This is a genomic window from Cohnella rhizosphaerae, assembly GCF_029525575.1.
GTDB lineage: Bacteria > Bacillota > Bacilli > Paenibacillales > Paenibacillaceae > Cohnella > Cohnella rhizosphaerae.
On sequence record NZ_JAPDIA010000003.1, the window covers coordinates 1101409 to 1123048 of the forward strand.

Annotated in this window: 24 protein-coding genes and 2 pseudogenes; 17 read left to right on the plus strand and 9 right to left on the minus strand. The window is 60.4% G+C overall.

What is annotated here, in order from left to right; all coding sequences use genetic code 11:
* Window positions 1-54 precede the first annotated feature (54 nt).
* The 5 genes from OMP40_RS10690 to OMP40_RS10710 all read left to right on the plus strand — a co-directional run bounded on the left by OMP40_RS10690 (window position 55) and on the right by OMP40_RS10710 (window position 5057).
* Complete coding sequence (locus tag OMP40_RS10690; protein WP_277533102.1) at window positions 55-726, plus strand: ATP-binding protein; 672 nt, start codon at window positions 55-57, stop codon at window positions 724-726.
* A gap of 88 nt (window positions 727-814) precedes the next feature.
* Window positions 815-1780, plus strand: coding sequence for a 2-hydroxyacid dehydrogenase (locus OMP40_RS10695; RefSeq protein WP_277531224.1), 966 nt, complete (start codon window positions 815-817; stop codon window positions 1778-1780).
* 174 nt (window positions 1781-1954) lie between these two features.
* A complete protein-coding gene (locus OMP40_RS10700; protein WP_277531225.1) occupies window positions 1955-2770 on the plus strand; it encodes a hypothetical protein in 816 nt (271 codons plus the stop codon).
* 119 nt (window positions 2771-2889) lie between these two features.
* A complete protein-coding gene (locus tag OMP40_RS10705; RefSeq protein WP_277531227.1) occupies window positions 2890-4005 on the plus strand; it encodes a DNA alkylation repair protein in 1116 nt (371 codons plus the stop codon).
* Window positions 4002-5057, plus strand: a complete 1056-nt coding sequence (locus tag OMP40_RS10710; RefSeq protein ID WP_277531228.1) for an FUSC family protein — start codon at window positions 4002-4004, stop codon at window positions 5055-5057. The genes OMP40_RS10705 and OMP40_RS10710 overlap by 4 nt, the downstream gene beginning before the upstream one ends.
* An 868-nt stretch (window positions 5058-5925) precedes the next feature.
* On the opposite strand, the gene OMP40_RS10715 is transcribed toward OMP40_RS10710, so the two are convergent.
* The 4 genes from OMP40_RS10715 to OMP40_RS10730 form a co-directional block, all read right to left on the minus strand.
* Window positions 5926-6207 (minus strand): transposase, encoded by a 282-nt coding sequence (locus OMP40_RS10715; RefSeq protein WP_277531229.1) that lies wholly within the window; start codon window positions 6205-6207, stop codon window positions 5926-5928.
* A gap of 23 nt (window positions 6208-6230) precedes the next feature.
* Window positions 6231-6374: a hypothetical protein gene (locus tag OMP40_RS10720; RefSeq protein WP_277531230.1), complete on the minus strand. Its 144-nt coding sequence runs from the start codon at window positions 6372-6374 to the stop codon at window positions 6231-6233.
* 345 nt (window positions 6375-6719) lie between these two features.
* A complete protein-coding gene (locus OMP40_RS10725) occupies window positions 6720-7361 on the minus strand; it encodes a TVP38/TMEM64 family protein (RefSeq protein WP_277531231.1) in 642 nt (213 codons plus the stop codon).
* 8 nt (window positions 7362-7369) lie between these two features.
* Window positions 7370-8263, minus strand: a complete 894-nt coding sequence (locus tag OMP40_RS10730) for an MFS transporter (RefSeq protein ID WP_338131099.1) — start codon at window positions 8261-8263, stop codon at window positions 7370-7372.
* On the opposite strand from OMP40_RS10730, the gene OMP40_RS40005 reads away from it, so the two are divergent.
* Entirely contained in the window at window positions 8247-8687 is a 441-nt protein-coding gene (locus tag OMP40_RS40005) for a hypothetical protein (protein ID WP_338131100.1), read from the plus strand. The genes OMP40_RS10730 and OMP40_RS40005 overlap by 17 nt on opposite strands.
* Here OMP40_RS40005 and ilvA read toward each other — a convergent pair.
* Window positions 8671-9903, minus strand: coding sequence for a threonine ammonia-lyase IlvA (gene ilvA, locus OMP40_RS10735; RefSeq protein ID WP_277533104.1), 1233 nt, complete (start codon window positions 9901-9903; stop codon window positions 8671-8673). The genes OMP40_RS40005 and ilvA overlap by 17 nt on opposite strands.
* Window positions 9904-10154: 251 nt before the next feature.
* On the opposite strand from ilvA, the gene OMP40_RS10740 reads away from it, so the two are divergent.
* The 3 genes from OMP40_RS10740 to OMP40_RS10750 all read left to right on the plus strand — a co-directional run bounded on the left by OMP40_RS10740 (window position 10155) and on the right by OMP40_RS10750 (window position 11924).
* Window positions 10155-10670: a hypothetical protein gene (locus OMP40_RS10740; RefSeq protein WP_277531232.1), complete on the plus strand. Its 516-nt coding sequence runs from the start codon at window positions 10155-10157 to the stop codon at window positions 10668-10670.
* Between the two features lie 202 nt (window positions 10671-10872).
* On the plus strand, window positions 10873-11601 hold the full coding sequence (locus tag OMP40_RS10745) for an FHA domain-containing protein (protein WP_277531233.1): 729 nt from the start codon (window positions 10873-10875) through the stop codon (window positions 11599-11601).
* A gap of 134 nt (window positions 11602-11735) precedes the next feature.
* Complete coding sequence (locus OMP40_RS10750) at window positions 11736-11924, plus strand: hypothetical protein (RefSeq protein WP_090109397.1); 189 nt, start codon at window positions 11736-11738, stop codon at window positions 11922-11924.
* 758 nt (window positions 11925-12682) lie between these two features.
* Here the strand turns inward: OMP40_RS10750 and OMP40_RS10755 are convergent.
* On the minus strand, window positions 12683-13417 hold the full coding sequence (locus OMP40_RS10755; protein ID WP_277531235.1) for a hypothetical protein: 735 nt from the start codon (window positions 13415-13417) through the stop codon (window positions 12683-12685).
* A gap of 425 nt (window positions 13418-13842) precedes the next feature.
* Between OMP40_RS10755 and coxB the strand changes: the two genes are divergently transcribed.
* From coxB to OMP40_RS10785, 6 genes are all read left to right on the plus strand, one after another.
* On the plus strand, window positions 13843-14916 hold the full coding sequence (gene coxB / locus OMP40_RS10760) for a cytochrome c oxidase subunit II (protein WP_277531238.1): 1074 nt from the start codon (window positions 13843-13845) through the stop codon (window positions 14914-14916).
* A gap of 20 nt (window positions 14917-14936) precedes the next feature.
* Window positions 14937-16802, plus strand: coding sequence for a cytochrome c oxidase subunit I (gene ctaD, locus OMP40_RS10765; protein ID WP_277531239.1), 1866 nt, complete (start codon window positions 14937-14939; stop codon window positions 16800-16802).
* A complete protein-coding gene (locus OMP40_RS10770; RefSeq protein ID WP_277531240.1) occupies window positions 16799-17419 on the plus strand; it encodes a cytochrome (ubi)quinol oxidase subunit III in 621 nt (206 codons plus the stop codon). The genes ctaD and OMP40_RS10770 overlap by 4 nt, the downstream gene beginning before the upstream one ends.
* A 4-nt stretch (window positions 17420-17423) precedes the next feature.
* Window positions 17424-17744, plus strand: coding sequence for a cytochrome C oxidase subunit IV family protein (locus tag OMP40_RS10775; RefSeq protein ID WP_277531241.1), 321 nt, complete (start codon window positions 17424-17426; stop codon window positions 17742-17744).
* Between the two features lie 127 nt (window positions 17745-17871).
* Window positions 17872-18789: a cytochrome c oxidase assembly factor CtaG gene (gene ctaG, locus OMP40_RS10780; protein WP_277531242.1), complete on the plus strand. Its 918-nt coding sequence runs from the start codon at window positions 17872-17874 to the stop codon at window positions 18787-18789.
* A gap of 104 nt (window positions 18790-18893) precedes the next feature.
* Window positions 18894-19340 (plus strand): DUF420 domain-containing protein, encoded by a 447-nt coding sequence (locus tag OMP40_RS10785; protein WP_420871959.1) that lies wholly within the window; start codon window positions 18894-18896, stop codon window positions 19338-19340.
* Between the two features lie 99 nt (window positions 19341-19439).
* On the opposite strand, the gene OMP40_RS10790 is transcribed toward OMP40_RS10785, so the two are convergent.
* Both OMP40_RS10790 and OMP40_RS10795 read right to left on the minus strand, forming a co-directional pair.
* On the minus strand, window positions 19440-19763 hold the full coding sequence (locus OMP40_RS10790) for a sensor histidine kinase (protein ID WP_277533106.1): 324 nt from the start codon (window positions 19761-19763) through the stop codon (window positions 19440-19442).
* 201 nt (window positions 19764-19964) lie between these two features.
* Window positions 19965-20054: pseudogene (locus OMP40_RS10795) on the minus strand (hypothetical protein); the annotation flags it as partial.
* Here OMP40_RS10795 and OMP40_RS10800 point away from each other — a divergent pair.
* Window positions 20053-20478, plus strand: coding sequence for a hypothetical protein (locus OMP40_RS10800; RefSeq protein ID WP_277531244.1), 426 nt, complete (start codon window positions 20053-20055; stop codon window positions 20476-20478). The pseudogene OMP40_RS10795 and the gene OMP40_RS10800 sit on opposite strands and share 2 nt — an antisense overlap.
* Before the next feature lie 69 nt (window positions 20479-20547).
* Window positions 20548-20823: a hypothetical protein gene (locus tag OMP40_RS10805; protein WP_277531245.1), complete on the plus strand. Its 276-nt coding sequence runs from the start codon at window positions 20548-20550 to the stop codon at window positions 20821-20823.
* Here the strand turns inward: OMP40_RS10805 and OMP40_RS10810 are convergent.
* Window positions 20814-21529 (minus strand): annotated as a pseudogene (locus OMP40_RS10810) (response regulator transcription factor). The gene OMP40_RS10805 and the pseudogene OMP40_RS10810 overlap by 10 nt on opposite strands.
* Window positions 21530-21640 lie beyond the last annotated feature (111 nt).

The following is a 21640-nucleotide window of genomic DNA, read 5'->3' on the forward strand; positions in this document are numbered from 1 at the left end:
GCGACATCTCCGAACGCAAAAAAAAACGAAGAGCTGCTGATCAATTCGGAAAAGCTGTACGTAGCGGGCCAGCTCGCGGCCGGCATCGCGCACGAGATCCGCAACCCGCTGACCTCGCTCAAGGGCTTTCTCCAACTGCTCTCTTCCGGGAGAAAAAACAACGGCACGTATTACGACATCATGAAGTCGGAGCTCACCCGCATCGAAAATATCGTCAGCGAGATGCTCATGCTGTCCAAGCCCCAGGTGTACGAGCTGTCTTATCACGATACCCGGCACGTCATGCGCGAGACCGTCACGCTGCTCGAGACGCAGGCGATCCTCCACAGCATCCAGATCGAGAGCGACTTCGGTCCGGATCCGCTCTGGATCTACGGCGTGGAGAGCCAGATCAAACAAGTGTTCATCAACGTCATCAAAAACGCGATCGAAGCGATGACGGACGGCGGCGCGATCCGCGTCCATATGAAGCGCGTCGACAACTCGGTGCGCATCCGCATCATGGACGAAGGGCCTGGCATCGAGGACAGCCAGCTCGCCAAGATGGGACAGCCGTTTTACACGACGAAGGACAAAGGAACGGGGCTCGGCCTGATGGTCAGCTACAAGATCGTGGATAACCATCAGGGCAAGATTCAGGTTTACAGCCAGCTGGGAAGCGGCACGACGTTCGAGATTTTGCTGCCGTTCCGGTATCCGGACACGACGCCCGTCAAGACCGGTTGAAGCCCGCGCATGCGAATCGTCGTTCGAAGAGGGGGGGAATTGGGTTAAAACTAGGAGAATCCATCGATCTGAAAAGGAGGCTGCGCTCATGTCCTACCGCTCGAAGGCCGTCGTCATCACGGCAAGAGGAAGAAGCACCTTTACGGAGCCCCAGGCGGCGCGCCTGGAGAGGGCCGCCGACGTGCGGTTCCTGTACGCAGAAAAACCGATTCCGCCCGACGATCTCGTCGACATGCTGAAGGACGCGGACGTGTGCGGGCTGACGCCGCGCTCCGTGCCGTCGATCGACGGCGCTTGGCTGTCCCGCTTGCCGAAGATCAGGGGCATCGCCGTTTTCGCGACCGGCGTAGACTATATCGATACTTCCTGGCTGAAGAAGCACGGCATCGCGCTCAGCCATCTGCCCGAGTATTCCGCGGACTCGGTGGCCGAGCACGCGCTCGGCATGATGCTGACGATGTCGCGGCGCATCCATCTGAGCCAGGATCGCGTGCGCGGCCGCGTGCCGCCCGGCACGAGCGTACTCGGCTTCGAGCTGCGCGGCAAGACGCTGGGCATCGTCGGGCTCGGCCGGATCGGCTCGCGCGTGGCCGAGCTGGCCGCCGCTTTCGGGATGCGCGTGCTGGCCTGCGACCCGCGGGAGAAAAGCGCCGCGGGCGTCCGTCTGGTCGGCCTCGACGAGCTGCTCGCTTCGAGCGACATCGTAAGCTTACATATGCCGGCGCAGTGGCAGGGCCCGGCCGCCATCGGCGAAGCGGAGCTCGCGCGCATCAAGAACGGCGCGACGCTGATCAACGTCTCGCGCTGCGCGCTGGTCGACCCCTATGCGGTCGTGCACGCGATCGAAGAGGGCCGCCTGCGCGGCTACGCGGTAGACGACCTGTTTCCGATCGCGGACAAGGACGAACGCGCGGCGAGGCAGATCGCGGAGGGACGGCTGCTGCAGACCGGGCATACGGCCTGGTATTCGGTGGAGGTGCTGGAGCGCGGATACGAGACATGGGTGGACAACCTATGCGGGCTCGCGACCGGCGAGCCGCTGAATCTGGTGTAGGCAATCAGAAGGTTGGCAATCGGAAGATAAAGTAATCGGAAAATAAAGTAATCGGAAGTTAGGCAATTCAGCAGGCTGCGTAGATTAGCAGGACAAGAGCGCGGCAGCTCGATAGTTCGGCAGATCGGGCGCAGATCGCTGCAGGGAAATCAGCTTTGAAAAGGGGGCCGGCGAATGCGAGCGTCTAAGCGAGGGTCGGACGATTCGGTCGTCCTTGCGGAATCGGGGCGGCTGCCATTAGCGGGAAAGCGGCTGCTGGCCGCGCTATGGCTGGCCGTCCTGCTGTTCACGGTCGGCATGATCGCAGCCGGCTGGCCGCGATATTGGGTGTACGTCGCCGCGGAGACGACGCCGCAGGCATGGCTCGAGAGCGTGCTGCTCGTGCTGGCCGCGGCTGTGGCGGCGCTCAATGCGGTCGTAGCATCGCTCGAAAAAGAGCTCGCAGCACCGTTCGGAGAACGCGGCCGCGAAGCGGAAGTAGCGGGAGAAGCGGGGCAAGATGCCCGCGAAGCCTGGATGTCGGCGCAGGCGGCGCCTTCGGTCGGGCGGCGCGGGCGCGGCGCGCGGCAGCCGGCCGACGTACGACCGGGCGAACGCGGCGCGCGTCTATCGGCATGGATCGGCAGGCATGGCGCTTGGGGATGGACGATCACGGCCGCGGCCTTCGCCTGGCTGGCGCTCGACGAACGGTTCGCGCTGCACGAGCGGCTGAGGGACCGTTATTTGAAGCGGACGGGTATCCGGCTTGCTGCCCTGGATGGAAGCGGGCGATTGGCTCATCCCGCTCTACGCGGTATGCGGGTTGGCGGCAGTATGGGCGCTATGGCGTCTGCTTGGCAGGGGGGGCGGCCGCGCGCGCTTTTTTTATCGCGGGTCTGGTCATCTCCTTCTGCGCGGTCTCGATGGACACGATCGACATCCGCAGCCTGGGCAAGGACAGCGAGCGGCTGCTGCAGACGATCGAGGAATGCCTGGAGACGGCCGCGATGACGGCGTTCGTATCGGCGTTCCTGTCCGTGCTGACCGGCCGGCTGTCCGCGTGTTATAATAAAACTTCGATTCGGCGGGACATGCGCGATTGATACGCCGGCTATAGGAGGAGTTTTATCGTGGCGGAGCCGCTTAAAAATATGTACGACGAAGCTTTTCTAAAAGAGTTCGGCGCTCGGGTGGCCCGTGCGTGGCAGCCGTTCGATACGGAGCGCTTCGTGAGCCTGTCGCTCGCGGACGGGTGGGAGGCGCTTGCGCTCAAAGGGCGTATGCGCCGCATCTCGCTGTCGCTGGGCGCCGTGCTGCCGGACGACTACGAGCGCGCGCTCGATATTTTGGAGGGGATAGCCGGCGAGTGCCGCGGCTTTCCTTATTTGTTTTTCCCGGACTTCGTAGAGGTATTCGGGTTATCCCACTGGGACAGGTCGGTGCGCGCGCTCGCGCTGTTCACGCGGTCGTCGTCCGCGGAGTTCGCCGTCCGCCCCTTCATCAAGCAAGATCCGGTAAGGATGATGGCGCAAATGCTGGCATGGAGCGCAAACCCGGACGAGCACGTGCGCAGGCTCGCCAGCGAGGGCTGCCGGCCGAGGCTGCCGTGGGCGGACGCATTGCCGGCGTTCAAGCGGGATCCGTCGCCAATTCTACCGATCCTGGAGGCGCTTAAAGCAGACCCGTCGGAGTATGTGCGGCGAAGCGTCGCCAACAACCTGAACGACATCTCCAAGGACCATCCTGGCTTGGTGATGGAGCTGGCTGCCCGCTGGCACGGGGACAATCCGCAGACGGACGCGCTGCTGCGCCATGCCTGCCGGGGATTGATCCGCGGCCGGGCCGACGAAGACGCGATGCGCCTTTTCGGCCTGCTGCCCGCGCCGGAGGCGGTCGTGCGGACGTGGACAGTCACGCCGGAGGCGGCCGCGATCGGAGATTCCGTGACGGTAGCCTATGCGGTGGAGCTGTCGCTGCCCGAAGCGGAGTCGCGCAAGCTCAGACTCGAGCTCGCGGTGACCTACCCGCGCAGCGCCGAGGGGAGCGGCTACCGCAAGCTGTTCAGGCTGGCGGAGCGCGAGATTGCGGGCGGCGCCGGAATCGAAGGAACGCGCAAGCTGTCCTTTAAGGATCTGTCGACCAGGCGCCACTATCCGGGTACGCACACGCTCGCGCTCGTCGTCAACGGCAAAGAGACCGCGACGACGTCCGTGGCGCTGGAGGCCGCAAAGGAGGCCGCGCCTTGACGATCGGAGCCCGCGTATTCAAGACCGGCCTCGCCGTCGCGATCGCGCTGTGGATCGGCAGCTTGATCGGACTGAAGCTGCCGCTCATCGCGGCGATCGCTTCGGTCGTCATGATCCAGCCCTCGATTTATCGCAGCTGGGTGCAGGTGCTCCAGCAACTGCAGAGCAACGTGCTCGGCGCCGCCGTCGCGATCGCCGCGGTATGGCTGGTCGGCAGCAGCCCGTTGTCCATCGGCATCGTCAGCGTTCTGGTGATCCTGCTCTGCATACGCCTCCGCGCGGAAGAGACGATCGGCCTTACCGTCGTCACCGTCGTCGTCCTGATGGAGGCGCACGGCCTCGGCTGGCCGCTCGTCATGGACAGGCTCGCGGCGCTGCTGACGGGCATCGTCACGGCCTTCGTCGTCAACATCGCGATCGCGCCGCCTCGCCATCGGGGCCGGTTCGTCGCGCAGATGAAAAAGTCGCAGACGCAGTTGTCCCTTCTGCTGCGAACCGCGGTATCCAACGAGCTCCGGGAGAATGTGTTCAACCGGGAGCTGTCCGCGTTGAAGGGGCAGCTGCGCAAGCTCGAGGACGCCTACGATCTGTATGCGGAGGAACGGGTCGTCCGCAAGGCGCCACGGGCCGATCGGGCTCGCCTGCTCGTTGTGTACCAGGGCATGCTAAGCGCGCTTGAGCGGGGCGTCACGTTGATCGAGGCGGTGGAGGTGCACTACTTTGCCGCGGCTGCGGACGGGGCATGGCGACGCGAGATCGACAGCCATATCGAATCGCTATGCGCCTATCACGAGCATCTGATGTGGAAATGGGACGGCCTGCTCAAGCCGGGCGCCTTTGCTTCCGCTCCGCCGCCTGAAACGTCGGCGTTGCTCGAGCGCATCGCAGGCTCGGCGGAGATGGAGCGCGCGGACAAGACGCGCCTGGCCGTCGTCGCTTCGGCGATCTACGCCTACGAGGAGCGGCTCCGCCGGCTCGACAAGTTGGTCGAGCATTGGCAGGATCGGAGAGACGGCGCGCCGGAAGATCCGGAGCGGCTGCTGGGACTGTAGGAGAGAGCAGATGTACGGAAAAACCGTGCATCTGCGCAGCTACGCCATCCCGCGGACAGAGTTGTACGGAAAAGTCGTGCATCTCCGGGCAACGCTGTCCCCGCCAGCAGAATTGCACGGAAAAACCGTGCATCTCCATGCGAATTACCGAGTCGGGCACTGCATAATCATCCGGCTCAAAAAACGTATAAGCCGCTTGGGACATCAGTTAAATTGATTCACGGGCTCGTGATACGATATAAGGGTGCTGTAAAGGAAAAAATTTACGCTACAACCTCGCGAATCAGTCTAAACGGTGCTATAAGGGCAAAAAGTTACTCTACAGTCTCGCGGCATGGTCTAAATGGTGCTGGAGGGGCAACAAGTTACTCTACAGCCTCGCGAACCGGTCTAAATGATGCTGTAGAGACTAAAAGTTACTCTACAGGCTTCCAACCTTGGTTGCTGCACCTTGCAGGTTGGCATCCGTTAGCATCTCCGCGAACTAATGCTCGCAATAACGCTACGCCATCGTCTTATTCCCCAGTTACCCTGTTGCATCTACGCAATAACGCTGCGCCATCGTCTTATTCTCCGGTTACCCTGTCGCATCAACGCAATAACGCCGCGCCATCGTCTTATTTCCCGGTTACCTGATCACATCAACGCAATAACGCCGCGCCATCGTCTTATTCGCCAGCTAATCGTTCGCATCTACGCAACAACGTCGCGCCATCGTCTTACTCTCCCCAGTTACCTGGTCCCATCTACGCAACAACGCCTCACCAACGTCTTATCCCCCTGCCGCACCGATATCATCATCCTCGCCACAATCAAAAAATCGGCGATCGCCTCCAAAATACTCGGAGCGATCGCCGATTTTTCGTATTCAGCCTTTGGAGCCGCGGTCCACTTGCCTGCGCGGATGCTCGATTTTATCCTGCTTGTTGACGTCCTTTTCCTTCGGGACCAGGCGCGGGTCCGTTTCGCCGTCGTGGTGGTTGTCGTAGACCGCCTCGACCCATTCCCACTCCGTGCTGCCGACCATCGGATCGGACGGAAATTCGTCCCCGCGTTCGAGCTTCAGCTCGCGTCCCCACTCGTCGCGGTAGATGCCGTCGGATTCGACCTTTTCGCCGGACAATGGCAGCATTTCGTTATTTTCGCTCATCTGAAGTCACCGCCTCGCTGGGATTACTTGCCGTGCTTGCGCATGGCGGAGTGGTCGGATTCGGACTGGAGGCGGCTGGCCGCGTCCTTGCCGGAGCCTGTCCTGTCGGCATTGGACTGCGCTTTTCTGGCCTCGATCTGAGCGCCTGACGGTTGTTCGCCGGACATGGCGATCCCTCCTTCCGGTGATATCGTCGACTCCCGGATAGGTTGCCACGTGCAAGGCGTCCTTATGCCGGGCGTTCAGCATCAGGAAGCCGCGTTATCGGCGACTGTTGGCACCTGACGACAGTCGCCGTACCAGACGCCGTGCCAGCCTCCATGCCAGGACCTCCATGCCAAGAACTCCATGCCAGGGACTCCATGCCATACGACGTGCCAGCCTCCATGCCAGTCCTTGCCAGCCTCCATGCCAACTTCCATCTCAGGCCTCGGTGCCCGACTCCATGCCGGGCCTCGGTTGCCAGTGCCAATGTCTCGGTCCGCCTACGACCCGCAGCCTTGCGCACCAGCTCACCCTACGTACCGGCCCTCCAGCCTCTTCCCCGCGAACCACAGCGCGGCCAGGATGACTCCGGCGACGAGCAGCCGCCAGGGCTGGTGGACGAGCGCGTTCAGGTCGTGTCCGAGGAAGCAGAGCGTAAAGATCATGACGGCCTTGCCCATGATGATGGCGGTAACGAACGTATGCGTCGGGATCTTGGAGATGCCCGATGCGATATTAACGACGGCCGACGGAGAGAAGGGCAGGCACGACAGGATAAATATCGGCGTAAACCCTTTGCGCTCCACCCAGGAGAAAAGGCGCTCCATGCGGGGCATCCGCCTCCGGATGCGCTCGCCGTAGCGGGAGCCGAAGCGGCGGGCGAGCAGGAACACGAGGATGGCGCCGCAGCTGGCGCCGATCCAGGAATAAAGGAAGCCAAGCCATAGTCCGTAGGACAAGGCATTGCCCACGACGATGACGATGAGCGGCAAAAAAGGCAGCAGCGACTCGGCCAAAGGCAGCAGAATGCCGGGCAGCGGCCCGAGCGCCGAATAGCGGTCGAGCAACGCCTGAATGTCTTCGAGGCTCATGCCTTTTAGGTAGGTCATCCACTCCTGCCAGCGCGTGGCGGCGAATGCGGCGATTCTGTCGGACAATAGCTGAAGCATAGATTACCTCACATGCGCTGTGCGGGCGTCTCCCCGCGAAACAGGCGGAATGGGAACAGCAGGTAGATGACGCCGATGACGGCAAAGATGACCGCCGTGCTCAAGACGACGGACGGCTCGCCGTAGCCGGTAGCCGCGAATCCGCCGATGATCGGGCCGAGCAGTCCGCCGATGCCTTCGACGGCGGAGAGCACGCCCCATCCGAGGCCCTTCTGCTCGGGCGGCACGTAAGCCGCCAGCAGCGCGTTCCAGGCGGGCAGCACGGCCGCGTAGGACAACCCGAGCGTGACGGCCCATACAAATGCCAGCACGGTCACTGGGCCGAGCGTCAAGCCGTAGAGCGCGACGCCGAACAGGATGAAGCCGACGACCAGAAACCACTTTTTGCCGAGCCGGTCCGACAGTCTGCCCATCGGGATCAGCCCGAGCGCCGTAAATCCGCCGCCGGCGAGCAGAAGAAGCGTATATTGCCAGGATGCCATTCCGAGATGATCTTTTACGAAGCTGGGCAGGATCGGTTGCAGCATGCCGGCCGCCAGCGTCTGCAGGATCATGCCGGGCAGCAGCAAGCGCATGTCCTTCAAATGCGTGCCGAGCACGGCCAATTGCTTGCGAAAGGGTACGGCTGCCACTTCGGCATGCGCTTCCTTCGGAATCATCAGAGAGAGCAGCCAGGCGCCGGCGGAGACGAGCACCATGATCCAGTAGCTCGCCATCTCGCTGTGCACGAGCACCAGATTGAGGACGACGGGACCGGAGCCGAGCCCGACGAGCCAGATCATGTACAAGAAGCCCATCTGGGCGCCGCGGCTCTCTTCCTTGACCTTGGTTAGGCAATAAATCCAGATCGGCGAGATGCCGAGCCCATACAGGCCGGCGGCCGAGATGAAGATCCAGGGCACGTCCGCCCAACCGATGAGCGCCATCCCGGCCAGCGAGGCGAGCAAGCCGATATTGATGATTTTTTTTGACGGGAAACCGGTGGACGAGATACCCCATCCCCAGCTTAAGCGCCGTATCGATCAAGTAGTGCGCGGTGATGGCCGCGCCGATCACGTCCAGGTCAAGACCGAGCGTCTCCTTGCCGTAGATGGGCAAAAAGCCGATGAGCGCCGCCCCGCGCACGAACTCCACCAGATAGAGGATGATGGCCAGCAGCGATATTTCTTTGGTAAACATCGATTTGATCGAAGCCGTCTTCAACGGAATTCTCCTTTGAAGCCCTCTGGCGCGCAAGCGGCGGGCGGAATGCATGACCTCACCATTATAGCCATAATCTGCATGCGATCAAAGCCGCGGCCGAGGCCGGTCAGATCAGCAGGTTGAACAACAGCGGGTCCTTGTTCAGCTCCGCGTACCGGAACCCTTTATGATTCATCCGCTCGACCAGAGGGCCGTAGTCGTCCCGGCTCTTGAGCTCGATGCCCACAAGGGCCGGGCCGTTTTCCTTATTATGCTTCTTCGTGTATTCGAATTGGACGATATCGTCGTCCGGGCCGAGCACGTCGTCGAGGAACTCTCTGAGCGCGCCGGAGCGTTGCGGAAAGTTGACCATGAAGTAATGCTTGAGCCCTTCGTAAATCATCGAACGCTCCTTGATCTCCTGCATGCGGTCGACATCGTTGTTGCCGCCGCTTACGACGCAGACGACGCTCAGGCCGGCCAGACGTTCCGCCAGCATGGGCAGGGCGGCGACGGTCAGCGCCCCGGCCGGCTCCGCCACGATCGCGTGCTCGTTGTACAGTTCGAGGATCGTCGTGCATACGCGTCCTTCCGGCACGACGACCACCTCGTCGAGCAGGTCGCGGCACAGTGCGTAAGTCAGATCGCCGACCCGCTTGACGGCCGCGCCGTCCACGAACTTGTCGATCTCCTCGAGCGGCACGACCTCGCCGCGTTCCATCGCGGCCAGCATCGAAGGGGCGCCTTCGGGCTCGACGCCGATGATGCGCGTACTCGGGCTGACGGCTTTCACGTAGGACGCGACGCCCGCGGCGAGACCGCCCCCGCCGACGGTCACGATCAGCACGTCGACAGGCTCCTTGCACACCTCCATGATTTCTTTACCCACCGTTCCGTTGCCTGCGATGATTCGGGGATCGTCGAAAGGATGGACGAAGGTCATGCCCGTTTCCCGCACCGCCCGCAGGGCTTCGGCATAGGCGTCGTCGAACGTATCGCCGGTAAGCCTGACCTCGACCTTGTCTCCGCCGAACAGCTCGACCTGTCCGACCTTTTGGCGCGGCGTCGTCGCGGGCATGTAAATAATGCCTGGAATGTCGAGCGCGGCGCAGGAATAAGCGACGCCCTGCGCATGATTGCCCGCGCTCGCGCAGATGACGCCGCGTTCGCGCTCCTCCGCGGGCAAGCCGGAGATCAGGTTGTAGGCGCCGCGAATTTTGAAGGAGCGCACGACCTGTTGGTCCTCGCGCTTCAGATGGATCCTGCAGCCGTGCTTGGCGGACAGGCGAGGATTGAACTGCAGCGGGGTGGGCGCTACGACGCTGCGGAGCGTATGGGCCGCGAACAGAATGTCCTCCATCCGGATAGAGGCGGGGGCGCTGCTGGGTAATGAGTCTGACAAGGTCATCATCTTCCTTCCTGATCCTAAATGAAGAGCCGCCCCCGAAGGGACGGCTGGCTGGAGCTCGGACAGGGCGCCAAGTCCGCGCGGCGATCGAACTGTCCGACGTTTGAATTACTTAATGTTATACTCTTAAGTAGGGATGCAAGTCAATGTGCGCCAGGCTCGCATGCGCCCCGCAAGAAGTACTGTCAGGAGGAGGCCTTCCTTTGAAAAAACTGCTGTTCGCCCTCATCGCCCTCGTCGTGCTCATCGCAGTGGGGAGCGTTATTCTATATCAATTGATCAAGCCGGCCGAGCGTCTCGATCTCTCCTACGAGAAGGTCGATCTCGAGAAAAAAGCGGTCGAAATGCTCAAGCGCGTGTCGACGCAGCTGGCGCTCTCCGAGGCTGACGTCAACAACCTGGCCAAGGAATCGATCGCGCAAAATCCAATGTACACGCCCGACGCGCGGATCACGGGCGCCCGTTTCCGCCTGCTCGACGGCGATCGTTTGGCGGCGGACGTGAATCTGAAGATCAGGGAGCGGATCCCGGTCGGATTGACGATCGTATATCGGCTAAAATGGGCGTCGCCCAACCTGATTGCGGAGGTCGAGGGGGGCTTCGCTCCGGGGCGTGAAGCTGCCCGCCGACCGGTTCGAGGACGTCGTCATCCCGCTGGGCGACGAGCTGCCCAAGGTCGTCAAGATCAAGGACATATCGTCGGACGCGAGCGGACTTAAGGTGTCCTTTCGCGCGCCTTCGGCGAGCGAGCTCCGCGACCTGATCGGCGGCCTTTAGTCAGGCTGCCGATCTCGTCCCGGCCATCCGGGCAAACATTGAACGGGCCGCGGAATCAAGCTATAATCGAGATCATAAGCGGTATTAAATAATAAACCTGCGCATACGCATTAGTAAGCGTTTACATGACTAGGAGGAGCCGCCATGAAAAGAAGGTCCGGCTTCCGCGCCCTGTCGGCCGCCGCGCTGGCGCTCGCCGCCGCGGCATGGCCGGGCCTGAAGGCGGAGGCGGCGCCGGCCGCTCAAACGGCCGCAGAGCGCCTGGAGTCGCAAGGCATGCTTCCGCTCCTGGCGGCCATGGCGATCGGCATCGCCGTATCGGTTATCGCGGTGCTGGCGTTTCTGCAGATGACTTCGCGGGGTAAGAGTACGAAGGAGGACGAGTCCAGGCCCGCGAATTCGGACTTGTTTACTTCGAACCAAGCCGCTCACGGCTATGACGCCGATACCGATAAGGAAGAAAGCGACGAGCCGGGATACACCATCCCGCTCCGGAGCCTGGGCGACGCGTCGGATAAGACCGGGCGGGGCACGACTGCGACGGCAGGCGAAGGCGAGCCGCGTCTCGTCGGCGTGGCGGGGCAGTTTGCCGGCGTCAGCTACAGCTTGGCGGACAGGCCTTTGGCCATCGGCAGGGACAGCCATCAATGCGAGCTCGTCTATCCGGACGGCCACGCCGAGATCAGCCGCAAGCATTGCACGGTCAGCTACGATCCTTCCCGCCGCGTTTTTTCGCTGGTCGACCACGGCTCGTCCAACGGTACATATTTGCCCGACGGCACGCGGCTGGCTGCCGGGGATCGGCAAGAGCTCAAGGCGGGCGACCGTTTCAGCTTGCCGGGCGGGGAACAATGGTTCGAGGTAGACGTCTGAGGACGGTTTTTCTGTTAAACCTCAAGTCGAACTGGTATAATGAGGCGAACGGGAAGTAAACATCTAAATATGGGCAGCCGGGCGTCAACTCTGTACGAATCTTGCGGGAAGTTTCCGCCGGGAGGGATTATGGCATGGCAAAGCGCGGTCATAACGAAGTTCAGGAGAGTCTGCAGGAACTAACGAGAATTTTTCGCCCCAAGGATCCGCGCAAGTTCGTGAAGGACTACATCCGGAAATACAGAATCACCGGCGGCTATGAAGATGAACTTACCGTTATCGTTGAACGCGAGCTGATGAGGATCAACTCGTCCGCTTCCTGACCACCGATTTTTCGCAAGGCCTCTCCGACTCGGGGCCTTGTTTTTTTTATGTCGCGGCATTTTGCGCTTCTATTCAAGATCGCTCATGCGAATCAGCCCCCCTGCAAGTTTGATTTCAATTATCGTACCCTCACCTTGAAATGCCAACCAACCGACCGATCGCCCTTGCGAAGCCGGACTTCGGCCGCGAGATGTGCGATAAAATCGCATAACTCGGCCGCTGCTCGGCTCTTCGGCTCTTCGGCGCGAGATGTGCGATAAAATCGCATAACTCCGCCGCTGCTCGGCTCTTCAGCGCGAGATGTGCGATAAAATCGCATAACTCAGCCGCTACTCGGCTTTACAGCGCGAGATGTGCGATAAAATCGCATAACTCAGCCGCTGCTCGGCTCTTCGGCGCGAGATGTGCGATAAAATCGCATAACTCAGGCGCTGCTCGGCTCTTCGGCGCGAGATGTGCGATAAAATCGCATAACTCGGTCGTTGCTCGGCTCTTAAGCGCGAGATGTGCGATAAAATCGCATAACTCAGCCGCTGCTCGGCTCTTCAGCGCGAGATGTGCGATAAAATCGTATAACTCGGCCGCTACTCGGCTTTACAGCGCGAGATGTGCGATAAAATCGCCTAACTCGGCCGCTGCTCGGCTCTTCGGCGCGAGATGTGCGATAAAATCGCCTAACTCAAACTCACAAATAAATAAAATGCGGGCCGCTGCAGAAATGAAGCTCTCTGCGCAGCCCGCTTTTAAGGTGTGTCGGTCATCCATGCTTGCGCGCGGCGTGCGCGGTAGGCTCGGGCACCGGAAGGGGGACTTCGTCGCCTGCCGCGAACATATACTTGGCAAGCCTGTTGAAGCTTGGCGTAAGGGGGGCAAGCGGTTGTCCGTCCCAGGCGGCTTTGGCATAGCCGAGCAGTTGGTTCACATACTCCATGTTGGCGGAGATGTGGACGCCGTTAACGTTGGGCGCCATTTTGCGCACCTCGTTGGCCAAGGTCTGCCGGAATTCCGTCGAGAGATCCGAGATGTCCTTGTGTGAAAACGAGGAATTGTAGGGCGTCACGATTTTCGTCAAATCCCAGGAAGTGCTGCCCGTATCCACGTTATAGACGCCTTCGGTTGTGCCGGTATTGTCCTGTTCGCGCGCTTTTTGACCGCCGCCGTGCGAGCGAACGCCCGTCGCCGTCAGATCGGTGGATATGCCGACGTACGCGTTTTTATCCGTCACCATGACGATGGCGTTGGCGACGCCCGGCACGTTGGACAAGCGGTAGGAAAGGGCGGAGCTGTATTCGAAATAACGATTGTCATGCGCGCGCGGATCGGTGACGACATGGCTGTAGGCGCGAACGCCGGACATTTTGGGATCGTTAGCCGTTCTGCTGCCGTAATCGTTGGCGCTTTGCTGATGATGGGCTTTATAGTTGCAGCCGCCCAACGTCGCCGTCAGCGCGGCCGCGAGCAGAACTGCATGGGCGCAACGGCGCTTGTTCATAAACGGGTCCTCCTCGGAATCTGGATGCGATGCGACTAGTGTTCGCCGCCGCCGCAAAAGTATGCCGCGCCCGCGTACATAAAACAAGCCGTCAATGGTAAAAGCTGATGGAAAGGCCTGCGGCCGAAGATCGGGAGCCCTCGCGGGCTTGCGGACGAAGAAAGCCTTTGCATGAGGGGGCCAAAGGCCCGCGAAAACGCAAAATCGAGCCTTGAAACCCTTGCGGCGCAACGATTTTGACAGTTTTGAGAACAATTTGTGAACTGTTGTGTGAACATTGACAAACTGTCGTACCAATCTTTATATTTATTAGAGGGTTTAGGCACGTGCGTGTACAAAGTTCGACATCGCGCAACACATGGATCGCCGCCGCCACAGTCAGAGAAGAGGGCGATCCGTGATTATGTCAAAGTGGGGATGAATGGATGATGAATCGGTGGCGCGTATTAAAGCGTTTGCTTCCGCTCGTGGCCGGCATGGCGCTATTGCTGTCGGCGTGCGGTAGGGAGGATCTGTCGACATTGAGCCCTAAAGGGCCGGTGGCGCAAAAGCAATTTGACCTGATGACGCTCTCGATCTCGATCATGGCGCTTGTCGTTGTCGTCGTGTTTGCGATCTGTATTTACGTACTGATCCGCTTCCGCCGGCGCAAAGGCGACAATACGGTCCCGAAGCAAGTCGAAGGGAATCACACGCTGGAGATTATCTGGACGGTCGTTCCGATTATTTTGCTGCTCATTCTGGGCGTCCCGACGATCAACACGGTTTTCGGGTTGTCCAAGGACTATTCCAAGGATCCCGAGGCGGTTCAGGTTACCGTCACTTCTCACCAATACTGGTGGGAGTTCGAGTATCCGGAATACGGCATTAAGACCGCGCAGGAGCTGATCGTGCCGACGGGCCGCAAGATCCAGTTCAAGCTGGCGTCCGGCGACGTGACGCACGCCTTCTGGATTCCGTCCATCGGCGGCAAGATCGACACCAACGCGGGTCTTGGCACGACGAACAAGCTTTACCTCGAGTTCCCCAACGAAGGCGTGTTCAGAGGCAAGTGCGCCGAGCTTTGCGGCCCTTCCCACGCTTTGATGGACTTCAAGGCGAAGGCCGTCAACCAGGCTTCGTTCGACCGCTGGGTCGCGGCGATGAAGACTCCGGTCTCCATGCCTGCGGACGAGAACGTCAAGGCGGCGTTCGAGAGCAAGTGCCTGACCTGCCACGCGATCGGCGAGACGAACGCGGGCAGCGCGGCGCCGAACCTTACGGGCGTCGGCAGCAGGCTCACCGTCGGCGGTATCCTCTACAACGACGAAAAGTCGGCAGAGGAGAACCTCAAGGACTGGATCGCTCACGCGCAGACGATCAAGCCGGGCAACCAGATGCCGGACGTCGGCACGGATGTCAAGTACGGACCTGGCAAGGGCACGACGGCGACCGGCCTTACGGAAGAAGAGCTCGACGGCATCGCGAAGTATCTGGCCGGCCAAAAGCTCGAATACTAATACTCTAGCTTCTGCGGGGAATGAAGGAGGACGCGGCTTTGGCTGCACACGCGCACACGGTCAAGCGATATCGCGGCTTGATGGACTGGCTGACGACCGTCGACCACAAGAAAATAGGGATCCTGTACTTAATCGCCGGCGGTTTGTTCTTCCTGGTCGGCGGCCTTGAGGCGGTCCTGATCCGGATTCAACTGATTAAGCCCATGAACGACTTCGTCGGGGCGGATACGTTTAACCAACTGATCACGATGCACGGTACGACGATGATCTTCCTGGCGGCGATGCCGATGCTGTTCGCGCTCATGAACGCGGTCATCCCGCTGCAGATCGGGGCGCGCGACGTCGCGTTCCCGTTCCTGAACTCGCTCGGCTTCTGGACTTTCTTCGCGGGCGGCGTTCTGCTGAACATCAGCTGGTTCGCAGGCGACATCCCGGATGCGGGCTGGACGTCGTACGTGCCGCTGGCCGGACCCATGTACGCAGGCGGCCACGGCGTCGATTACTATCTGATGGGCCTGCAGATCGCCGGTATCGGCACGCTGCTGGGCGGCATCAACTTTATGGCAACGATCATCAATATGCGCGCGCCGGGCATGTCCTTCATGCGCATGCCGATGTTCACCTGGACGATCTTCATCACGTCCGCGCTGATCGTATTCGCATTCCCGGTTCTGACGGTCGGCCTCGTCGCGCTGACGTTCGACCGCCTGTTCCAGGCGAATTTCTTCGAGACGGGCAACGGGGGCAACGCCGTGCTCTGGGAGCACATCTTCTGGGTTTTCGGACACCCCGAAGTTTACATCCTGATTCTGCCGGCCTTCGGCGTCATTTCCGAAGTCGTCAGCACGTTCTCGCGCAAGCGCCTGTTCGGCTACAGCTCGATGGTATTCGCGACCGTACTGATCGCGTTCCTCGGCTTCATGGTCTGGGCGCACCATATGTTCACGACGGGTCTCGGCCCGGTCGCGAACGGCCTGTTCTCCATCGCGACGATGCTGATCGCGGTGCCGACGGGCGTCAAGATCTTTAACTGGTTGTTCACGCTGTGGGGCGGCTCGATCTCGTTCACTTCCGCGAGCCTGTTCGCCATCGGGTTCATCCCGACGTTCGTCATGGGCGGCGTCACCGGCGTCATGCTGGCCGTCGCGCCGGCAGACTTCCAGTACCACGACACCTACTTCGTCGTCGCTCACTTCCACTACGTTATCGTAGGCGGATTGATCTTCGGCATCTTCTCCGGCCTTCACTACTGGTGGCCGAAGATGTTCGGCCGGGTGCTGAACGAGAAGCTGGGCAAGGCGACCTTCTGGACGTTCTTCATCGGCTTCCACATGACCTTCTTCATTCAGCACTTCCTGGGACTGATCGGGATGCCGCGCCGCGTATGGACATACCTGCCGGGCCAAGGCTTCGACACGATGAATGCGGTCAGCACCGTCGGCGCGTTCCTGATGGGCATCGGCACGATCATCTTCGTCGTCAACGTCATCGTCAGCGCGGCGAACAAGAAGCCTGTGGCCGACGATCCGTGGGAGGACGGCCGCTCGCTCGAATGGTCGATCCCTTCGCCGCCGCCGGAGTACAACTTCAAGCAGCTTCCGCTCGTGCGCTCCTATGACGCATGGTGGAACGAAAAGCAAAAGGGCAATACCGAAATGCCGCCGGCCGAGCCGGTCGGGCCGATCCACATGCCATCGCCTTCGATTCTCCCGCTCATCATGAGCATCGGATTGTTCGCCGCGGCGCTCGGCTTCATGTACGATCACCTGATCATTGCCATCGCAGGGCTCGTGGTTACCTTCGGAAGCATGTTCTGCCGCTCCGTGTTCGACGATCACGGCTTCCATATCGAGCCTGAGGAGCAGGAGAAAGGGGTGCACGCATGAGCGCACACGACCATCACTTAGACGGACACCTTCCTCATGAGCCCGAAAAGGCGACGTTAGAAGGCCGCAATAAAATTCTTGGCTTCTGGCTGTTCCTCGGCGCGGAGACGGTGCTGTTCGGAACCCTCTTCGCGGCCTTCATCGCGCTTCGCCATCAGACGCTCGACGGTCCGACGCCGGATCATCTGTTCGAGCTGCCGATGGTATTCGCGGCGACGATGATCCTGCTCGTATCGAGTCTCGCCAGCGTATTCGCGGTTCAGGCGCTGCACCAGCACAAGGTCAAGGCGATGATCGTCTGGCTGATCATCACGATCCTGCTCGGCCTGAGCTTCCTCGGGCTCGAGATTTACGAGTTCAACACGTACGTGTCCGAAGGCCACAAGCTGACGACGAGCGCATTCAGTTCTTCGTTCTACACGCTGGTCGGCTTCCACGGCGCGCACGTCGCGTTCGGCGTTCTGTGGATCGGGCTGCTCATCGCCCAGATCTTCAAGAAAGGCCTTACCGTCGTTACCGCTCCGAAGATCTACGTATCCGCCATTTACTGGCACTTTATCGACGTCGTTTGGGTATTCATCTTCACCGTTGTATACCTGATGGGAAAGGTGGGTTAACCTCATGGCCAACGACCATTCGGCAGCCGCTTCGGAACCCAAGAGACGTCACCGGCACGAAGGACCGCAGAAGCACGTCGTCGCTTTTGTCCTGTCCCTCGTGCTCACGATCATCGCCTTCGCCGCGGTTTCGGCCGGCGAGATCAACACGACTTTCACGTACATCATTCTCGTCTCCATGGCGCTGCTGCAAGTTTTCGTACAGCTGGCGTTCTGGATGCACTTGAAGGATCGCGGCCATCTGTTCGCGACGATGGGCATCATCTTCGGCATCATCGTCGTCTTCACGATGGTGATCATGGCGCTGTACTGGGTTTGGTGGTAAAATAACAAGAACTGAAGAGAGGCGGGCCTACAAGCCGCCTCTCTTTTTAACGGTTAAGGCGATTTGCGCGGTTTATCGCTGCCTGTTTGTTGCGATGGATCGGGATTGATCGAAAGGAGGAACGACGATGGGTATGGGATTGGAATATTTCTCGTTCGCCGACCTATGGAGCCCGGTTATGATGATCATCGCTTTATTGATCGTCATTTTGTATTCGCTCGTCACGGGACCCTGGCGGGAACGGTTCATTCATAGCGAGCCCGTCGCCAAAAAGCGGCAAGCGGCGTTCATTGCAGGCATCGTGCTGCTGTATTTGGCGCAGGGCGGCCCGCTTAGCCTGATGGGCCACCTCATGTTTACTTTCCATATGACGGCGATGGCGATTTCCTATTTTATCGTGCCGCCGATGTTGATTTACGGCGTGCCTGCGTGGTTGTGGAAATCTATTTTCTCGAAGCCGTTCTGGCGGCCGCTGCGGTTTCTCATGAATCCGCTTCTGGGGCTGTTCGCGTTTAACCTGCTGTTCTCGGTGTACCATATGCCGGCTAACCATGACTGGATCATGACGCACTACGTCGTGCATGGCGTCTACTATTTCGTGATGCTCGGCGCGGCGCTGATCAGCTGGTGGCATGTGATGTGCCCGGTCGCGGAATGGAGCAAGCTGACCAATCTGCGCAAGCTCGGCTTCATCTTTCTGAACGGTCTGCTGCTGACGCCGGCGTGCGTCCTCATTATTTTCGCGAGTACGCCGCTGTTCAGCGTCTACAACGACGCGGATGTCTGGGCTAAAGCGATGGGCTACTGCATCGCAGGCGACCCGTCCGCTTTTTTGGCTCAGTTCAAGGGCGGCCCGGCCTTTTTCAGCCTGCTCAAGCCGATCGACGATCAGCAGCTCGGCGGCATTATCATGAAGCTCCTGCAGGAGTTCGTCAACATCGCCGCGCTGTACACCGTCTTCATGCAGTGGTACCGGAGAGAGCGCGCGCAGGACGACGATCCCGCGTTCGACCATGCTTCGTCAAGCCGTTTGAACAATGTGTGAAGTGGGGCCGTACGCAATTGAACTGGGGCCAAAGGCAGGTTACAATGGGAGCAGTTGTCCAACATTTATGGAGCAGGTGAGCCCACTTGTCAAGCTACACCATTATGCCGACGATCAGCACGAGCTTTATCGCGCTTAGCGCCATTCTCGTCGCGATCGGCTGGAACCTCATTATCCGGGGAAAACGAGAAGCCCATAAGAAGACGATGATCGCGGCAGCGGTCGCTGCCGTCATTTTCTTCATCATCTACGTGTCCCGCACGATTTTCGTCGGCAATACCGAGTGGGGCGGACCGGATCATCTCAAGACGATCTATTTGATATTCCTGCTGTTCCATATCACGCTGGCGATGGTCGCGGCCGTATTTGGCATCACCACGCTCGTGCTCGGCTTCAAGGAAAAATATGCGAAGCACCGTCGATGGGGCCGCATAACCGCCGTCATTTGGTTCATTACCGCGATTACGGGCATTACCGTGTACGTGCTGCTGTACCTCCTCTACCCGGGCGGCCATACGAAGCCGGTCATCGACGCCATCTTCGGGTGGTAGATCCGGCCTGACTATGAGTTCGTCACAACCAAAAAAGGAGCTGTGTCCCCGGATCGTCTTGACGAGACGGGGATACAGCTCCTTTATTTTGCGCGGACTTCAGGCTGCCGACTGCGGAAAGCTGAGGGAGATCACGGCCCCGCCGGATGCCTGATTATCCGCCCGAATCAGGCCGCCGCATCGTTCGACGATCGCGCGGGAGATGGCCAGACCAAGGCCGTTCTCGCCGTCCTTGCCCTTGACGAATCGATGGAACAGGTGCGGGAGCAGCGCGTCCGGGAAGCCCTTCCCGTCATCGAGCACCCGGATGACGACCCGGCCGTCGACCATTCCGGCTTCGATCACGATACGCCGTGCAGCATGGCGAGCGGCGTTGGACAAGACATTAAGCAGCGCCTGCAAAAGCTTGTCTTTGTTGGCCATGATCGCGAGTTCGTCCTCCGCATGGTCGGCGCAGACGATGTCCAATGACAGCCCGCGCTGCGCAAGCAGCGGATTGATCCGCTCGGCGGCGCCGGTCAGCAGTTCGCCAATGCGGACGACGATCGGTTGTACGACGTCCGCTTCGCTGTCCAGCTTTGCGAGGAGCGTCATTTCCGTGACGAGCTTCGTCATCCGTCCGCTCTCGTTGACGATGATGTCCAGCCCCATACGGGCGCCTTCGCCTTCGAATACGCCGTCGCGGATGCCTTCCGCATAGCCGGCGATCGACATGAGCGGCGTCTTGAGCTCGTGGGAGGCATTTTGGAAAAATTGCTTCTGCACCCGGTTGTACCGTTCCAGTTCCCCCCGCCAGATCGTACACGGTCCGCGCGACTGCGCCGATCTCGCCGCCGGCGGGGACGAGCCGAACGTCGGCGAACCGGCGCTCCTGCACCTTCGCGAGTTCCCGGCGCAGCTTCACCATCGGGCGAATGAGCTTGCGTGTGATCAGCAGACTGAGCAGCAGAGCGACCGCGCCGCCGACGCCCAGCACGATCAGCAGCCGGCCGAGAAGCGCGCGTTCGATCGCGTTGATCTTGCTGATCGGCGTGCGCAGCGTAAGCGTGCCTTGGGGGACCGGGTCCGTATGGACCAGATAACCGCTGCTGATCTGCACGCCGGATGCGCTAAGCGTCTTCATCGCGTCCTTGGCTGACAGGACGGCCGCGGGGAGCGCCTGTACGGAAGGCGTGAGCGATACGGGTCTCGTATTGCCGCTGACGATATGGCCTTCGGCATCCGAGACGAAAGCCTCGACGTCGACAGGCAGCGCGACGGCTTGATCGAGAGAGCGCGTCGTATCGGTTGTGCCTGCAAAAGGCAAGGCCTGAAGCTGGAGCGAGGATGCGATGCTGGAGGCCATCGTACGAAGCTCCTGCTTTTGCTCGCCCATGAAGTGATCGATCAGTACCAGATGAATGAGCAGCGCCGTCATGCCCAAGACGAGCACGAGCAGCGAACCGAATGCCAGATTGATCTGATGAAGCAGCTTCATGACTGAATCCCTCCGTCCGCTCTTAAGCGATAGCCGTGCCCCCACACCGACTCGATCGGGAGCTGCTCGGCTTTTTTTGCGCAAGCCGCTTGATCAGGTGATCGACGGCCCGGTCGCTGCCGAAGTAATCGTCGCCCCACACCAGCATGAGCAGTTCCTCCCGCGTATACGCGCGATTGGGATGCTCCGCCAGTACCTGAAGCAGCGTATACTCCTTAAAGGTTAGCTCCAATTCGGCGCCTCCCCAATAAGCGCGTCGCTCCTCCGGATACACGCGCAAGGAACCGACCTCGACGAAGGCAGGCGCGGCTGTCGGCGAGGCCGTCTCGTTCGCGGCATGGAGCCGGTACCAGCGGCGAAGCTGACGCTTCACCCGGGCCACCAGCTCGCGGGGGCTGAAGGGCTTCACCAGATAGTCGTCGCCGCCCAGCTCAAGCCCCAATATTTTGTCGACCTCTTCGTCCTTGGCCGAGATCATGATGATCGGCACTTCAGCGTCGCTGCGGATGCGCCTGCACAGCTCGTATCCGTCCATACCCGGCAGCATAATATCCAGCACCCAGAGATCCGGCGGGCTGCTCGTCCATAGATCCCAAGCTTCTTCCGCGGAACCCAGACCGACGGTGCGATAATTTTCTTTCATGAGATAAGCCTCGACGAGATGCCGGATATTCGGATCGTCGTCCACGACGGCAATCGTATATTCGTTAATAGGAAGGACCTCCCCGGCCGAACGATAGGTTCATTATAGCAAGTCCGTTCCGGAGCCGGGGCGCGTGCCATCGTTTTTCCACAATTCCACCAATCGGATGCCACATCCGCA

Coding starts and splice junctions, on each gene's coding strand:
- OMP40_RS10695 (WP_277531224.1), top strand. CDS start 815: ATGTCCTACCGCTCGAAGGCCGTCGTCATCACGGCAAGAGGAAGAAGC.
- OMP40_RS10700 (WP_277531225.1), top strand. CDS start 1,955: ATGCGAGCGTCTAAGCGAGGGTCGGACGATTCGGTCGTCCTTGCGGAA.
- OMP40_RS10715 (WP_277531229.1), bottom strand. CDS start 6,207: ATGAGCGAAAATAACGAAATGCTGCCATTGTCCGGCGAAAAGGTCGAA.
- OMP40_RS10720 (WP_277531230.1), bottom strand. CDS start 6,374: ATGTCCGGCGAACAACCGTCAGGCGCTCAGATCGAGGCCAGAAAAGCG.
- OMP40_RS10725 (WP_277531231.1), bottom strand. CDS start 7,361: ATGCTTCAGCTATTGTCCGACAGAATCGCCGCATTCGCCGCCACGCGC.
- OMP40_RS40005 (WP_338131100.1), top strand. CDS start 8,247: ATGAAGATCCAGGGCACGTCCGCCCAACCGATGAGCGCCATCCCGGCC.
- ilvA (WP_277533104.1), bottom strand. CDS start 9,903: ATGGAGGACATTCTGTTCGCGGCCCATACGCTCCGCAGCGTCGTAGCG.
- OMP40_RS10745 (WP_277531233.1), top strand. CDS start 10,873: ATGAAAAGAAGGTCCGGCTTCCGCGCCCTGTCGGCCGCCGCGCTGGCG.
- OMP40_RS10750 (WP_090109397.1), top strand. CDS start 11,736: ATGGCAAAGCGCGGTCATAACGAAGTTCAGGAGAGTCTGCAGGAACTA.
- OMP40_RS10755 (WP_277531235.1), bottom strand. CDS start 13,417: ATGAACAAGCGCCGTTGCGCCCATGCAGTTCTGCTCGCGGCCGCGCTG.
- coxB (WP_277531238.1), top strand. CDS start 13,843: ATGATGAATCGGTGGCGCGTATTAAAGCGTTTGCTTCCGCTCGTGGCC.
- ctaD (WP_277531239.1), top strand. CDS start 14,937: ATGAAGGAGGACGCGGCTTTGGCTGCACACGCGCACACGGTCAAGCGA.
- OMP40_RS10770 (WP_277531240.1), top strand. CDS start 16,799: ATGAGCGCACACGACCATCACTTAGACGGACACCTTCCTCATGAGCCC.
- OMP40_RS10775 (WP_277531241.1), top strand. CDS start 17,424: ATGGCCAACGACCATTCGGCAGCCGCTTCGGAACCCAAGAGACGTCAC.
- ctaG (WP_277531242.1), top strand. CDS start 17,872: ATGGGTATGGGATTGGAATATTTCTCGTTCGCCGACCTATGGAGCCCG.
- OMP40_RS10785 (WP_420871959.1), top strand. CDS start 18,894: ATGCCGACGATCAGCACGAGCTTTATCGCGCTTAGCGCCATTCTCGTC.
- OMP40_RS10790 (WP_277533106.1), bottom strand. CDS start 19,763: ATGGCCAACAAAGACAAGCTTTTGCAGGCGCTGCTTAATGTCTTGTCC.
- OMP40_RS10800 (WP_277531244.1), top strand. CDS start 20,053: ATGAGCGGCGTCTTGAGCTCGTGGGAGGCATTTTGGAAAAATTGCTTC.
- OMP40_RS10805 (WP_277531245.1), top strand. CDS start 20,548: ATGGCCTTCGGCATCCGAGACGAAAGCCTCGACGTCGACAGGCAGCGC.